13 protein-coding genes are annotated in these 14840 nt (G+C 55.9%); 8 read left to right on the top strand and 5 right to left on the bottom strand.

Annotated elements, in window-relative coordinates:
- Positions 1–715: 715 nt before the first annotated feature.
- The 4 genes from AC2FH2_RS16300 to AC2FH2_RS16285 form a co-directional block, all read right to left on the bottom strand.
- Entirely contained in the window at positions 716–1147 is a 432-nt protein-coding gene (locus tag AC2FH2_RS16300) for a glyoxalase superfamily protein (protein ID WP_496824424.1), read from the bottom strand.
- Complete coding sequence (locus AC2FH2_RS16295) at positions 1144–2535, bottom strand: MATE family efflux transporter (RefSeq protein WP_496824422.1); 1392 nt, start codon at positions 2533–2535, stop codon at positions 1144–1146. The genes AC2FH2_RS16300 and AC2FH2_RS16295 overlap by 4 nt, the downstream gene beginning before the upstream one ends.
- A 262-nt stretch (positions 2536–2797) precedes the next feature.
- The gene (locus AC2FH2_RS16290) at positions 2798–4036 is read right to left on the bottom strand and encodes an adenylate/guanylate cyclase domain-containing protein (RefSeq protein ID WP_496824420.1); all 1239 of its coding nucleotides are present in this window, start codon (positions 4034–4036) and stop codon (positions 2798–2800) included.
- 61 nt (positions 4037–4097) lie between these two features.
- Positions 4098–4550, bottom strand: coding sequence for a MarR family winged helix-turn-helix transcriptional regulator (locus AC2FH2_RS16285; protein WP_142639108.1), 453 nt, complete (start codon positions 4548–4550; stop codon positions 4098–4100).
- A gap of 58 nt (positions 4551–4608) precedes the next feature.
- Between AC2FH2_RS16285 and hmgA the strand changes: the two genes are divergently transcribed.
- From hmgA to AC2FH2_RS16250, 7 genes are all read left to right on the top strand, one after another.
- A complete protein-coding gene (gene hmgA, locus AC2FH2_RS16280; protein ID WP_496824418.1) occupies positions 4609–5964 on the top strand; it encodes a homogentisate 1,2-dioxygenase in 1356 nt (451 codons plus the stop codon).
- 65 nt (positions 5965–6029) lie between these two features.
- Complete coding sequence (fahA, locus tag AC2FH2_RS16275; protein WP_496824416.1) at positions 6030–7286, top strand: fumarylacetoacetase; 1257 nt, start codon at positions 6030–6032, stop codon at positions 7284–7286.
- 10 nt (positions 7287–7296) lie between these two features.
- Complete coding sequence (locus AC2FH2_RS16270; RefSeq protein WP_271951490.1) at positions 7297–8247, top strand: MBL fold metallo-hydrolase; 951 nt, start codon at positions 7297–7299, stop codon at positions 8245–8247.
- 127 nt (positions 8248–8374) lie between these two features.
- Positions 8375–9985, top strand: coding sequence for an FAD-dependent oxidoreductase (locus tag AC2FH2_RS16265; protein WP_496824414.1), 1611 nt, complete (start codon positions 8375–8377; stop codon positions 9983–9985).
- Between the two features lie 5 nt (positions 9986–9990).
- Positions 9991–10188, top strand: a complete 198-nt coding sequence (locus AC2FH2_RS16260; protein ID WP_496824412.1) for a DUF2783 domain-containing protein — start codon at positions 9991–9993, stop codon at positions 10186–10188.
- A 19-nt stretch (positions 10189–10207) separates the two neighbouring features.
- Positions 10208–10846, top strand: coding sequence for a maleylacetoacetate isomerase (maiA, locus tag AC2FH2_RS16255; RefSeq protein WP_496824410.1), 639 nt, complete (start codon positions 10208–10210; stop codon positions 10844–10846).
- A gap of 88 nt (positions 10847–10934) precedes the next feature.
- Entirely contained in the window at positions 10935–11270 is a 336-nt protein-coding gene (locus AC2FH2_RS16250; protein ID WP_142639094.1) for a DOPA 4,5-dioxygenase family protein, read from the top strand.
- On the opposite strand, the gene AC2FH2_RS16245 is transcribed toward AC2FH2_RS16250, so the two are convergent.
- The gene (locus AC2FH2_RS16245) at positions 11267–12895 is read right to left on the bottom strand and encodes an acyl-CoA synthetase (RefSeq protein WP_496824409.1); all 1629 of its coding nucleotides are present in this window, start codon (positions 12893–12895) and stop codon (positions 11267–11269) included. The genes AC2FH2_RS16250 and AC2FH2_RS16245 overlap by 4 nt on opposite strands.
- 243 nt (positions 12896–13138) lie before the next feature.
- On the opposite strand from AC2FH2_RS16245, the gene AC2FH2_RS16240 reads away from it, so the two are divergent.
- Positions 13139–14530 (top strand): aminotransferase family protein, encoded by a 1392-nt coding sequence (locus tag AC2FH2_RS16240; RefSeq protein WP_281995847.1) that lies wholly within the window; start codon positions 13139–13141, stop codon positions 14528–14530.
- The last annotated feature ends 310 nt before the right edge of the window (positions 14531–14840 follow it).

Here is a 14840-nt window from a genome sequence, read left to right as displayed (position 1 = left end):
GCCTCTCGGTATCAGGTCCGGATACTAGAGACTCAGGATCTGAAAATGCAGTGTTTTCAGTTTCCTACCAGAGAAAATCGGAGTGCAGGTGCTGGGCAATTGCCGTCTTTGGTCCTCACGGAAAAACCTTCTTGGCCTTTTAACCTTGGTTTGGTCCATCAATCAGTACTCGAAGCCAACAACGTGGGTTCGTTTCAAACAGATCAAAAGGACTTCGATAATCTTGCAATTTACATAACTCAATCAGAGGCTTTCTCCACAGAAAGAAGTCTACTGTTTCTGTCAGATTGAAGGTTTGATCTTATCCAGCAACCGTTCAGTTTTACATCACCACCGAAGGCCTACTTCCCGCCAGAGATGTTTTTCACCGCGATCACAAAGCGTACAAAGCGGTCATTCGAGCGGAAAATACCAGGGGCATGTTTGTCCGCACAGCAGACATCGGCCACCACTTCTGATCGTTTGAACCATACAAAAACTGTCAGATGACGGCTTTGAGCCCAATCTGTACCTTCGGTATTTTTGCTGCGCGCGCTCGCGCACGAAAATCTCCGTAAGAGGTCAGGTTCCGCCGCCGCAAGACAGCGGCAAAATCTGCCATTCGCCGATTGCGCAGAATTTCTAATACGACATATTCACAGGTTACGGGACAAGACCGCCATCGGCTTCAATCGCGCCAACAGCCGCTGACAAATTTAAGAACCGGATTTCCCAGTCAGCATAAATTGATTTGAAGGTGCGCCTGCCCTTCGCTTGTCCGTTCAACAGAATGTCCTTTGGGACCAATTACACCACGAATGCGCGAGCGGAAATTTGAGAAGCCTTCGGATGTGACAACGTCTACGGCTTCATCCAAGTGCAGCTCTAACCGGAACCATCCTGGTTTCATGATCGAAATAGAGACCACATGCCCCGTGAACGGTTGCGATAGATACGTTCCGCTGACCTTGTCCCCGATGGCCCATCCATTGGGTGGTCCGTTTCCGATGGCTGCAAACATCGTGTTCCAATCGCGGAACCCGTGTTGGTGGGCGACCAACTCGAGGGACTTGGCATGGCCAATCGATGCCCCTTCTTCGGTCAATTTTGTGCGCAAACGCTTAGCTTGATCCTTGGCTTGCGTAGCTGACGGAAATTGCGTGTTCATGACGCCACTCCTTTTTTGGTGTGGAAAATACCCCATTTTAACTCTGGGTCTTGGGCGGAGAGCCACAACACTACAACAGTGAGACCCAACATCATCACTTCGGCCAGCGGGCCCGCATACCAGATGCCAACTTCGCCAAACCAGAGGGGCAACAGGAACGTCAACGGGATCGCAAAGGCATAAGGTTTTGTCAGCCCTAGAAGGGCTGCCTTTCCTGCAGATCCAATCGCCTGAAAATAGGTCGCAATCATCATCAACGGGCCCAACAGGAAAAAGACACATGTCATTACCGGCAAGATGCGCGCAACCTCTGCAATGACCGACGTGTCGTCTACAAACGCGCTGGCGATCCGGCTAGGCATGCTAATCACAACGACCTGCACGATTGCGCAATAAACAAACGCGACCCAAAGTGCCATGCGCAGGCTTGCATCTGACCTTTGCCAAAGTTCAGCACCATAGTTGTTGCCCGTGATCGTCTGCATTGCAAACGACAAGCCCAGAAGAGGCAGGAAAGCAAAGGTGATGACTCGCGTGATGATCCCGTAAGCAGTAATTGTGTCGGCATAACCCGGACGACCAATCCATTGCAGGGCTGAGATAATCGCGGCCGACCCGAGAGCTAGTCCAATGAAATTGAGGCTTTGTGGTGCACCCAGTGCGAGGATCCGCCGCCATTTTCCGCATGCGGAATGGGACAGCAAGGTCGCAGGACGCAGCGATGTTTCCCCAAACAATCGGAACGCAAAAATGATCGCAAACGCGAGCGCTTGTGCCGCCGCAGTTCCATAGGCTGACCCGGCGACGCCCATGTCCAGAACGGCGATTAGTACGTAGTTGAACCCGATGTTTGCAATCGAAACCAACAGACTCATCGCCGCCATGAAGCCCACGCGCCCTTCGTTGCGCAACGCATCAGAATTGACTGACAACACGAACAACAGTGGCGAGAAAAACACCGTAATCCGCAGGTAGACCAACCCCATCTGCGCCAAAGTCTCTGACCCACCAGCGGCCAGCAATGCAACTGGCTGGCCCAATAGAAGGAACAACACTATCAGAACTGCGCCCAATCCAATTGCCAGCCCATGTGCGCCTGCAAACGTGGCACGCGCGCCGTTCATGTCACCCGCGCCAAGGGATCGCGCCAGAAGGCTCGACATGCCGTTAGCCACAAGCGTGGAAAGCGCCACAATCAGCATGTAAATCGGGAACATCAAGGTGACCGCAGCCAGCGCATCAGGGCCTACATAAATGCCCAGAAACAGCGCATCTGCGACAGAAAGAAGCCCATTCATCCCCATCACGAAAATGATCGGAAATGCGGTCCTAAAGTAGATGGTGCCAAGCGGCCCATCGGTGAATGTATTAGTGGGGGTATCAGTCATGTCCCATATCTCTCTTGCCTGATCGCGCAATTTGAGATGGGACCCGCATTACCATCCGCGCGATATGCGGAAAGAGGTAGATAGAGAATTAAGTCGCAGAACTTAACCAAGACAAAAGTCAGCGGGAGGCAGGCGTCCACAGCCTGTACGTTGGCTAATCTGAAATTTTTCTGTCGTCAAGCGGTTATACTGCATCCGATTTTGCGGAAGCTGACTTACGCCGCGTTGCAGAAAATCGCTAATATGGGCTCAAACCGGACGCTCAAACGCCTGATTGCGTTCCGGCAACATTATAAACCGTAAACAGCTCTTTCGGCTCGGCCACACCGCGCAGCATATAGCGCCCGACCGAGATCAGATCCTGATCGCTGGGCTGCGCCGCGCGGGCTACGTCATCCGAGATCAGTATCCGTTGCCCCAAGGACCGATGCATGCCAGCGATACGCGCGGCCTGATTCACCGCTGGGCCGATCACCGTGAAATCCAAACGTGTCTCAGAACCGATATTGCCATACAGAATTTCGCCCGCATGCAAGGCCAGTGTGAAGTTGGCCACCGGCAGTCCAGCGGATTCGCGCTGCGCATTCAGTTCGGCGATCCGGTCCTGCAACATGGGAACCGCCTGCAGGGCCGCCTGCACGTCCTCTTCAATCTCGCCGACATTGAACATAGCCATCAGTCCATCGCCCATGAACTTCAGAATATTGCCGCCATTATCGTGTACGACGCCAACGGCAACCGCCAGATAGTCGTTCAACATATCGATGATCTCGATTCCGGGCAGATTCTCGGAGAGGCTGGTAAAGCCTTCAAGGTCGAAATTCCATATCACGGCGTCGATCTGCTGTAGGGATCCGCGACGAATTTCACCCGACAAAACACGCCGTCCAGCATCCCGACCTAAGTAGACGCGCATCAGATCTTTGGATATCCGCGCGTTCGAGGCTGACTTTAGTGCCAGGCCCAAATGGGGCAGAGCCGTATTGATAAGGTCAAGATCCTGTTCCCGAAACCCATCCGGCGCGTTCGAGGCCCACGACAACAGGACTCCATCTACGGCTTTTTTTGAGGTCTGCGATCGCGGGTCGAAATTCACACTTTTAGCGTAATACTCGGTCGCACCAGCTTCGCGTAATTCATTGATCAATGGATAGCGGCTGGGCTCGTTCTGATCGACCATGCGTTCATGGACGCCGTCAAGATCGTGATGTAAAATCGCATATAGAGGACTGCTCATCCAGTCTTCTCTGGTCTCTTCTGAATACTCGAATTTCTGATAGTCACCGCCGGTGTCTTGATACCAGCTGTATCCGGTGCCGCCATATACCGGGTGCAGCGCCGATTGCGCCGCGTGAAATCGCATCAGGGGCACACCAAGTTCAATCAGACGGGTGCAATAGCCATCCAGCAATTCTTCTTTTTCGGCACCTTCAAGGCCCCGCGTCACCAGCCAGTTGATCAGATCATTTGATTTTGCCGCGTTTTGGTTCGGGGCTGTCATTTCACATTCCTGTGTCCGCTCTGGCTTCCATCTGGGAGCGAAAGGTTCGAATTACCAGAGGTCAATTCATATCAGCCAGCTTTCGCAACATTTTGCGCAACAAGGTAGCCTCGTTTTCTGTAAACATTGCGGCAAGCTGAGCATCATATTGCTGCGCAATACCGCGCAATTCGCGATAAACCGACCGTCCGGCCGTGGTCAATGCAAGATGTTCAACGCGGCGATCCGTCTGGCTGACGGTTCTGACAAGAAATCGGCGCTGCTCAAGCCTGCTGACCGCGCGGCTTATCTTGGTTTTGTGAATCCGGGCGCGTTGACCGATTTCTTTCGCGCTCAATTCTCCGTAATTGCCCAGATGAAACAACACTCTCCATTCCGTGCGCAGCATCCCATAGCGGTCTTTGTATACACGCTGAAATTCCAGTGCGCTTTCCTCGGCTGCCCGGTTCAGCAGATAGGGCAGGAAATCCAGCAGATCAAACCCGTCTCTTTCGGTACTTTCTGTCTTTGTCATGCTTGTTAGTTACAAAATCAACTATTATCTCACAAGCAGAAAACAGCAGGAGCCAAGGATGAACCATCCGACAGACCCGCATAAAATGATCCAGGCCAGTACACCCGCTGGCACCCATCCGGGCTATATGCCCGGCTTTGGCAATGATTTCGAAACCGAGGCCCTACCCGGTGCGCTGCCGCAGGGCATGAACAGCCCTCAACGCTGCAACTATGGGCTATACGGTGAACAACTGAGCGGCACTGCCTTTACCGCCAACCCACCCGAGCGCACCTGGTGCTATCGTATCCGCCCTTCGGTGAAGCATTCGCATCGCTACGATAAGATCGACCTGCCCTATTGGAAATCGGCACCTTGTGTTGACCCAGATGTTACCAGCCTGGGCCAGTATCGCTGGGACCCCGTCGCTCATACCCAAGATGAGCTGACATGGCTGACAGGCATGCGCACGATGACCACAGCAGGGGATGTGAATACGCAGGTCGGGATGGCCAGCCACATCTATCTGGTCACCGAATCGATGGTGGATGACTATTTCTTCTCGGCCGATTCCGAATTGCTGGTGGTGCCGCAAGAAGGCCGCCTGCGCTTTGCGACCGAGTTGGGGATCATCGACCTTGAGCCCAAGGAAATCGCCATTCTGCCGCGCGGGTTGGTCTATCGGGTTGAGGTTCTTGAGGGCCCTGCTCGCGGCTTTGTCTGCGAGAATTACGGGCAAAAATTCGAACTGCCCGGACGCGGCCCGATCGGCGCCAACTGTATGGCTAACCCACGAGATTTCAAGGCACCTATCGCGGCCTATGAAGACCGTGAGGTACCATCGACCGTCACTGTCAAATGGTGCGGGCAGTTCCACACCACAAAGATTGGGCAAAGCCCGCTGGATGTAGTCGCCTGGCACGGCAATTATGCCCCGTACAAATACGACCTGCGCACATATTGCCCGGTGGGGGCGATCCTGTTTGACCACCCTGACCCGTCGATCTTCACCGTACTCACCGCGCCGTCTGGACAACCGGGCACGGCCAATATCGACTTTGTCCTGTTCCGCGAACGCTGGATGGTGGCCGAAGATACATTCCGCCCCCCTTGGTATCACAAGAACATCATGTCTGAGCTGATGGGGAACATCTATGGCCAGTATGACGCCAAACCACAGGGCTTTGTTCCCGGCGGCATGAGTCTGCACAACATGATGTTGCCGCACGGACCTGACCAGGATGCCTTTGACAACGCGTCGAATTCGAACCTTGGACCGGATAAGTTGGATAATACGATGTCCTTCATGATCGAAACCCGATTCCCGCAGCATCTGACATCATTTGCAGCGACCGAGGCCCCGCTGCAGGATGATTACATTGACTGCTGGACGTCGCTCGAGAAAAAGTTCGACGGTACACCGGGCAAGAAATAATTCCGATTGAGGTCGCAGATTTTTCGACGAAAAATCTTGGCCCCTGACAGAGGTTTGGAGACAAAATGCCATTGAAGAAATCCTGGGTGAGCTCGGCCAATTCTGCCGATCACACTTTTCCTTTGAACAACCTGCCTTATGGCGTGTTTTCGACAGGTGGCGAAGACCCGCATTGTGGTGTTGCAATCGGCGACATGATCCTTGATGTCACAGCAGCCGAGGCCGAGGGCCTGGTCGTTCTGGACGACGAACCGCTGTTCGACCTGCCTTTCTGGAACCCACTGATGGAGCAAGGCCCCGCCGTTTGGGCCGCGCTGCGCAACCGTCTGATGGATCTGCTGGCTGAAGGCAGCGCGGCACAAGATGACGTCGCGCCTTTGCTTGTGGCGCAGGTAGATGCCGAGCTGCACATGCCTTTTGCCGTCAGCGAATATACCGATTTCTACGCCGGTCGGCACCACGCCCAAAATGTCGGCACCATGTTCCGTGGACCAGAGAATGCATTGCCCCCTAACTGGCTGCATATTCCCATCGGGTATAATGGCCGGGCGTCTTCGGTCGTGGTGTCGGGAACAGATATCCGCCGCCCCTGGGGCCAGTTGAAATCCCCCGATCAGGACCTTCCGGCCTTCCTTCCCAGCCGTCGTTTCGACATCGAGCTTGAGATGGGCGCCATCGTGGGCACGCCCTCTAACGGACCAATTTCCGTACAAGAGGCAGACGACAATATCTTTGGCTATGTCCTTCTGAATGACTGGTCCGCCCGCGATATTCAGGCGTGGGAGTATCAGCCGCTTGGGCCGTTTCAGGCCAAGGCAACCGCAACGTCGATCAGCCCATGGATCGTGACCAAGGCGGCGCTGGAACCTTTCCGCTGTGACACGCCCGAGCGGGATTTCGAGTTGCTGGGTCACCTCAAAGAGACCGGCCCGATGCTGTATGACATTGATCTGTCGATCACGATGGCTCCGGACGGCAAGGCCGCAACCACAATCGCGCGAACAAACTATAGTCAGATGTACTATTCCGCCGCACAGCAGTTGGCCCATCACACGACGTCGGGCTGCCCGATGAACACAGGTGATCTGCTGGGGTCCGGCACGATCTCTGGCCCGACAAAGCCCGAGCGCGGTTCGTTGCTGGAGCTCAGCTGGGGCGGGAAAGAGCCGCTGACACTGGAAACCGGCGAAAGCCGCAGCTTTATCGAGGATGGCGACACGCTGACCCTGACAGGAGCGGCCAAGGGGAAAGGGTACACGATCGGATTTGGCGAATGTGCCGGAACCGTGCTGCCCGCTCTCGAAAACCCATACTCGCGATAAGGAACCACAAATGGCCAAGGCATTTGCGTCCCAGGGGGACATGTCGGAAAAGAAAATCTCGTTCACCGAGGTAGGAGACGGGCTTTATGCCTTTACCGCCGAAGGGGATCCGAATTCGGGCGTCATCATCGGTGATGACAGTGTCATGATTGTCGAGGCACAGGCGACGCCCCGTTTGGCCAACAAGGTAATCGAATGCGTGCGCTCGGTCACCGACAAGCCGATCACGCATGTGGCGCTGACCCATTATCACGCCGTCCGTGTTCTCGGTGCCAGCGCCTTTGGGGCGCAGCAGATCCTGATGTCAGACATGGCCCGCGCGATGGTGGTGGAACGGGGACAGGAAGATTGGGACAGTGAGTTCCAGCGTTTCCCGCGCCTGTTCGAAGGGCACGAAAGCATTCCCGGTCTGACTTGGCCCACGACCACGTTCAGCGACACCATGACGGTGTATCTGGGCAAACGTCGGATTGACCTGATGCATCTGGGCCGCGCACATACAGCAGGCGATATCGTGATCCATGTACCCGATCAGAATGTGATGTTTACCGGTGACATCGTCGAGTATCACTCGGCCTGCTACTGCGGCGATGGGCATTTCGGCGACTGGGGCGATACACTGGATGAGATCAAGTGGTTTGATGTCGACGCCATTGCGCCAGGCCGTGGCGATGCCCTGGTCGGCAAGGACATGGTCAATGCAGCCATCGAAAACACCCGCGATTTTGTCGACAGCACCTATCGTCCGGCAGCCAAGGTTGCGGCGCGCGGAGGAAGCCTGAAGGAAGCATGGAACGCGGTGCGCGCCGAATGCGACCCGAAATTCGCCGATTACGCGATCTATGAACACTGCCTGCCCTTCAACGTCGCCCGTGCCTATGACGAGGCGCGCGGGATCGACACCCCGCGCATCTGGACCGCCCAACGAGATCTGGAGATGTGGGAAGCCTTGCAGAGTTAAGGACATACGGTCGCATTTGATCCAGATCGTTTTTCGCAGGACGGATTGGTGAGACCCTGGGATCGGGACCACTGAGCATGAACGGCTGGTGGAAAGGACCCTCAGCGCAGCGCAATGGGAGAGCCCCATGAACAAGATCTTCGAAATACCGCTTTACGCCTACGCGCGAAATCCCGATCAGGACGCCGTAGCCCCAATACGCCACAAGGTGATCGTCATCGGCGCCGGGCCAATCGGCTTGGCCACAGCTATTGATCTGGCACAACAGGGCGTTGAGGTTGTCGTTCTGGACGAAAATGACAAGGTCAGCTTTGGCAGCCGGGCCATCTGTTTTTCACAGCGCACGCTGGACATAGCCGACAGGCTTGGATGCGCAGAGCCCTTGGTCCGGAAAGGTGTTCTTTGGGATACCGGCAAGGTCTTTTTCGACACAAGACAGATCTATGAATTCAATTTGCAGCCAGACCAAGGCTATGCCAATCCGGCATTTATCAATCTGCAGCAATATCACCTAGAACAGATCCTTGTGGACCGCGTGCGCGCACTCCAAGCTGAAGGCGCGCCAATCGATATTCGCGGCCGCAATAGGGTCGAGGCGATCGGCACCCATGAGGACCATGTCACGCTTGAGGTAGAGACCCCCGAAGGCCCCTACAACATAGAAGCCGACTGGTTGATCGCCTGTGACGGCGCGCACTCTCCGGCCCGCAGGATGCTCGGGTTGGATTTCGACGGGCGCGTGTTCGAAGATAATTTCCTGATAGCTGATGTCGTGATGGAGGCTGACTTTCCTTCCGAACGCTGGTTCTGGTTTGATCCACCGTTCAACAGGGGGCAATCCGCCCTGCTGCACAAACAGCCCGACAATGTCTGGCGCATTGACCTGCAACTGGGTTGGGATATCGACAAGGAACGGGAAAAACGGCCCGAGAATGTGATCCCGCGCCTCAAGGAGATGCTGGGCGAAGATGTCGAATTCGATTTGGAATGGGTCTCGATCTATACCTTCCAGTGTCGCCGGATGGAGCGATTCCGGTATGGCCGCGTCCTGTTTGCCGGCGACAGCGCCCATCAGGTTAGCCCGTTTGGTGCGCGTGGGGCCAATTCGGGTGTGCAGGATTCGGACAACCTGTGTTGGAAGCTGAAGCTGGTTATCGACGGAAAAGCGCCCGATTATTTGCTGGATAGCTTCAGCCATGAACGGGTGCAGGCCGCTGATGAGAATATTGCCTATTCCAGTCGCTCGACCGACTTTATCACGCCGAAATCCCAGATGTCCCGCCTGTTGCGCGACGCCGTTCTTGACCTGGGCGAGCACTACGAATTCGCGCGCCCTCTGGTGAATTCCGGCCGTCTGAGCACACCTTGTACCTATGCGGGCTCGTCTTTGAATTCCGCAGATGCGCTGAACGGGCCAGATATCACCCGTCCCGGCGCTGCGTGCCCGGATGCCCCCCTCGGCGCCGCGTTCCTGCTGCCGAAACTCGCGGGCAAGTTTACCCTTTTGACGATTGACGCCGACGCACCAGACACTCTTGAGGAAGACGGGGTTCAGGCAACCCGCTTGGCGTTGTCGGTTAAGGACGATCCGACCCTGGCGCTCAAGCGCCGCTATCTGGGGGATGCCACCAGCGCGGTTTATCTGATCCGTCCCGATCAACACGTGGCCGCCCGCCGTGATACGTACGAAGAAAACGCATTCCGGCAGGCGATCCGCAGGGCCACCGGTAAGGAGTAAGCGAGATGACCCAACTGATCCTCAGCCCTAATCTGGACAATGCAGATGATTTCTATTTTGAACTGATCGCCGCCCATGACGGGCTGGATAAATCCGACAGCGACGCGCTGAATGCGCGGCTGGTACTGGTGCTAGCCAACCATATCGGAAATGCCGAGGTGTTGTCTGAAGCCCTGAAAGCCGCCAAGCTGAACGAGAACTGACGCAAACAGGAGGCCAGCGATGAGTGGCGTAGTTCTGTATGATTATTGGCGCTCGTCGGCCAGCTACCGGGTGCGGATCGCGTTAAACTTGGCTGGCATCACCTATCGTGCGGTGTCTGTCGATCTTGTCGCCGGAGATCACAAATCTGATGCGCATCTGAGGCGCAACCCGCAGGGGCTGGTTCCTGTGCTTGAGATTGACGGGCTGCGGCTGACGCAATCTTTGGCAATCATCGACTATCTGGACATGACACGGGGTCTGGGGTTGCTTCCTGCGGAACCCGGTATTCGCGCACAAGCACTAGCGCTGGCACAAACCATCGCCATTGATCTTCACCCAGTCTGCAATTTGTCAGTCGCACGCCATGCAACCGCGCTCAGTGGGAATGCAGAAGGTATGCCTGGCAACTGGATGAACCATTTCATACGACCGGGTCTACTGGCGTTCGAAGCCCAGTTGGGCGGTTTCCAACAGACCCCATATTGCACTGGGCCGCAGCCAGGGCTGGCTGATCTGTGCCTGGTCCCACAGATGTACAATGCCCGCCGCTATCAGGTCGATCTGACCGACCTGTCCCGTATCCTGGGCGTAGAGGCCGCCTGCGCCAAACACCCAGCCTTTGCCGCAGCGCATCCCGATCAACACGCCCCCACCTGATCCTCTGCACAGGGCCTGTGTGCCGATGCGAATGGGAATTGCCTGACCCCTGCCTTACGTTCTTCAAAACAAAATGCAGGAGGCCCCAATGCCCGAAATCATCGGCTATCACGCCCATGTCTATTTCGATGCAGAAACGCAGGATACCGCCCGGCAGCTCTGTGAAGAAGCAGTGCGCCTGTTCCCAGTTGCAATGGGGCGGATGCACGCCCGCAATGTAGGCCCACATCCAAGGTGGAGCTGCCAGTTGGGCTTTGCAGCTGACGCATTTGATCAGGTCATTCCCTGGCTGACGCTGAATCGGCAAGGGTTGACGATATTCACCCATCCCGAAACCGGCGAGCATCTGGCAGACCACCGCGACCGCGCAATTTGGATGGGTGAGATGCTGGATCTGGATCTGTCGATCTTCGACCAGCTTTAACCCAACGCCTTCGCCTGATCTCTCAGCTTGAACTTCTGAATCTTGCCGGTCGAGGTCTTTGGCAAAGGACCGAAGACCACCGTCTTAGGCACCTTGAAATGGGCCATGTTGTCCCGGCAGAACGCGATGATCTCTGCCTCTGTCGATTGCCCATCTGGTTTGAGTTCAACAAAGGCGCAGGGTGTTTCGCCCCATTTGTCATCGGGGCGGGCGACCACGGCGGCCTCCATCACGGCGGGGTGCTTGTACAAGATATCCTCAACCTCAACCGATGAGATATTCTCACCTCCCGAGATGATGATATCTTTGGACCGGTCCTTGAGTGCGACATATCCATCCGCATGCATCACCCCAAGATCGCCCGAGGCGAACCAGCCGCCCCGGAACGCCTTGTCCGTGGCATCGGAGTTTTTGAGATAACCTTTCATGACAACATTGCCCTGCATGAAAATCTCACCCAGCGTCTCGCCATCCGCAGGCACGGGTTCCAACGTATCCGGGTCGGCCACCATAAGGCCGGACAGGGCCGAATACCGCACACCCTGACGAACCTTCAAAGCGGCGCGTTCTTCGCCTTCTTTGCTGTTCCATTCATCCTTCCAGGCGCAGACCACGGACGGACCATAAGTCTCGGTCAGGCCATAGACATGGGTAACTTCGATCCCCATATCCTCCATCTTCTTAACTACAGCCGCCGGAGGTGGAGCGCCTGCGGTCATCACTTTGATCTCGTGATCGAAATCCTTAAGGTTATCAGGCGCGTTGGCCAACATGTTCAGAACAATCGGTGCACCGCAGAAATGCGTGACCTTCTCATCCCGGAAGGCGGCATAGATCGGCTCATCCCGCACCGCCCGCAGGCAAACCGAGACCCCTGCATTTGCCGCCATGGCCCAAGGGAAACACCAGCCGTTGCAGTGGAACATCGGCAAGGTCCACAGATAGATAGAATGCCGAGGCATGCCCCAATCAAGCAGATCAGATTGGGCATTCAGGGCCGCACCGCGGTGATGATACACAACCCCTTTTGGATTGCCTGTGGTGCCCGAGGTATAATTCAGGGTGATCGCATCCCATTCATCCGCTGGCAGGGACCAGGCGAACTCAGGATCACCCTCGGCCAAGAGCGCGTCATAGGTCAGGCTGCCCAGTTTCTCGCCACTGTCAAAGCTGGGATCTTCGATATCGATGACGAGAATATCGTGATCAACCTGTTCCAATGCGTCTTGCACAATTGCAGAAAATTCCGGATCGACCAGCAGCACCTTGGATTCAGCATGGTTCAGGATGAAGGCAATGATCGGCGCGTCCAGCCGGGTGTTAATCGCGTTCAGCACGGCGCCGGCCATGGGAACGCCAAAATGGGCCTCGTACAGTTCGGGGATGTTTGCTGCGATGATCGAAACTGTATCTCCTCGCCCTATTCCACGCCTATCCAGAGCGCTCGCCAGTCGACGACAACGGGTATAGGTTTCGGCCCAGGAATACCGGCGGACGCCATAAACAACTGACGGGTAATCAGGGTAGACCTGCGCCGTCCGTTCGATAAAGCTTAGCGGTGACAGCGGCGTATAATTCGCCTGGCATTGATCCAAGTGGCGTTCATATATGTTGGCCCCTGTCATCTGCGGATCCTCCCAAATCGCAAGTTGCGCGAATTGAACACAAACATAGTCCCATGACAAACCCGTAGAAATACGGGCTGAGGCGGCCAAATAACTGTGCTGTGCCCGACTGGCGATACCAACCCACCCGATCTGGCCCTATCTTGTACTGGCCATTCACGCTGATCTGAGCCATCGAATATACAAGCCGAGGCAACACCGCCTCTGCAAGATGTGCACACGCTAATTTTGAAAGGACATGTCATGGACGGCACGTTCAACGAAAACGATCTTTCCCGCGTCGTCGAAGCCGACCGCGCCCATATTTGGCACCACTTGATCCAGCATAAACCCTTTGAAACCAACGACCCGCGCATCATTGTCGAAGGTAAGGGCATGCGTGTCTGGGATCAAAAAGGCAAAGAGCATCTGGACGCTGTATCGGGCGGCGTATGGACTGTGAATGTCGGCTATGGCCGCGAATCGATCTGTAAGGCGGTTTACGACCAGCTGATGAAGCTGTGCTATTTCGCCAACTCGGCAGGCTCGATCCCAGGTGCTTTGTTCGCCGAAAAGCTGATCGAGAAAATGCCTGGCATGAGCCGCGTGTATTACACCAACTCGGGCAGCGAGGCGAATGAGAAGGCGTTCAAGATGGTTCGCCAAATCGCCCACAAGAAATACGGCGGCAAGAAGACCAAGATTTTGTACCGTGACCGCGACTATCACGGCTCGACCCTGGCAGCGATGTCGGCAGGTGGTCAGGACGAGCGCAACGCGCAGTACGGGCCTTTCGCCCCCGGTTTCATCCGCGTGCCGCATTGCATGGAATACCGCAAGCACGAGCTGGACGGCGCGCCCGAAGAGAATTTCGGCGAATGGGCCGCGGATCAGATCGAAGAGGTGATCCTGCGCGAAGGCCCCGATACGGTTGGCGCCCTGTGCCTTGAGCCCGTGACCGCCGGTGGCGGCGTGATCGAAGCGCCCGAAGGGTATTGGCAGCGCGTACAGGAAATCTGCAAGAAATACGATATCCTGCTGCATATCGACGAGGTCGTCTGCGGCGTGGGCCGCACCGGCACCTGGTTCGGTTACCAACAATATGGCGTAAAGCCAGATTTTGTGACCATGGCCAAGGGTGTCGCCTCGGGCTATGCCGCCATCGCCTGCATGGTAACTACTGAGGAAGTCTTTGACATGTTCAAAGAAGACGCCTCGGACCCGATGGGCTATTTCCGCGATATCTCGACATTTGGTGGCTGCACCGCCGGTCCAGCGGCCGCGATCGAGAACATGCGGATTATCGAGGATGAAAACCTGTTGGGCAACTGCACGGCCATGGGCGACCGGATGACGGGCAACCTTCAGGCGCTGATGGAAAAGCACAAGGTCATCGGCGATGTACGCGGCAAAGGCTTGTTCCTGGGGGCTGAGCTGGTCGCAGACCGCGCGTCCCGTGAGCCAGTTGATGAGAAGCTTGCCCAGGCCGTTGTGGCCGACTGCATGGCGCAAGGCGTGATCATCGGCGTCACCAACCGCTCGGTCCCCGGTCGGAACAACACTCTGTGCTTCTCACCAGCGCTGATTGCCACCGCGGATGACATCGACCAAATCACCGATGCTGTCGATGGCGCACTGGGGCGTGTATTCGGCTGACACCGTTAGCAGTCTCTTAGGATGAGACTATGAAAACCGGCGCTGCTTGCGTCGGTTTTTTCTTGATACGGATGCCCGAACCCTCAATATGCGACCGGATGCTCCCGCTCAGTGCTGAATGTCGGTGGCCCGGGTTGTAGAATCCGTTGATGTATTCTTTAAGCGTAAGCGGTGCAACTGACCCCCGAATTAGCCCCTGATCTGCCTCTTGTTTCCATTGCATATTGTCTAGCGTCAGGACCCATTGATTTCCGTTTTGCGGCGTGATTCACGGTTCAAAAACGAGCGGTGAACATGTCTGATCTCTTCT

Source organism: Ruegeria sp. YTSA105 (assembly GCF_059610225.1).
This window is presented reverse-complemented; position numbering and strand designations above follow the sequence as displayed.

What these genes read in the sequence shown, in the direction of transcription:
- AC2FH2_RS16300 (WP_496824424.1), bottom strand. Translation starts at nt 1,147, where the DNA reads ATGAACACGCAATTTCCGTCAGCTACGCAAGCCAAGGATCAAGCTAAG.
- AC2FH2_RS16295 (WP_496824422.1), bottom strand. Translation starts at nt 2,535, where the DNA reads ATGACTGATACCCCCACTAATACATTCACCGATGGGCCGCTTGGCACC.
- AC2FH2_RS16290 (WP_496824420.1), bottom strand. Translation starts at nt 4,036, where the DNA reads ATGACAGCCCCGAACCAAAACGCGGCAAAATCAAATGATCTGATCAAC.
- AC2FH2_RS16285 (WP_142639108.1), bottom strand. Translation starts at nt 4,550, where the DNA reads ATGACAAAGACAGAAAGTACCGAAAGAGACGGGTTTGATCTGCTGGAT.
- hmgA (WP_496824418.1), top strand. Translation starts at nt 4,609, where the DNA reads ATGAACCATCCGACAGACCCGCATAAAATGATCCAGGCCAGTACACCC.
- fahA (WP_496824416.1), top strand. Translation starts at nt 6,030, where the DNA reads ATGCCATTGAAGAAATCCTGGGTGAGCTCGGCCAATTCTGCCGATCAC.
- AC2FH2_RS16270 (WP_271951490.1), top strand. Translation starts at nt 7,297, where the DNA reads ATGGCCAAGGCATTTGCGTCCCAGGGGGACATGTCGGAAAAGAAAATC.
- AC2FH2_RS16265 (WP_496824414.1), top strand. Translation starts at nt 8,375, where the DNA reads ATGAACAAGATCTTCGAAATACCGCTTTACGCCTACGCGCGAAATCCC.
- AC2FH2_RS16260 (WP_496824412.1), top strand. Translation starts at nt 9,991, where the DNA reads ATGACCCAACTGATCCTCAGCCCTAATCTGGACAATGCAGATGATTTC.
- maiA (WP_496824410.1), top strand. Translation starts at nt 10,208, where the DNA reads ATGAGTGGCGTAGTTCTGTATGATTATTGGCGCTCGTCGGCCAGCTAC.
- AC2FH2_RS16250 (WP_142639094.1), top strand. Translation starts at nt 10,935, where the DNA reads ATGCCCGAAATCATCGGCTATCACGCCCATGTCTATTTCGATGCAGAA.
- AC2FH2_RS16245 (WP_496824409.1), bottom strand. Translation starts at nt 12,895, where the DNA reads ATGACAGGGGCCAACATATATGAACGCCACTTGGATCAATGCCAGGCG.
- AC2FH2_RS16240 (WP_281995847.1), top strand. Translation starts at nt 13,139, where the DNA reads ATGGACGGCACGTTCAACGAAAACGATCTTTCCCGCGTCGTCGAAGCC.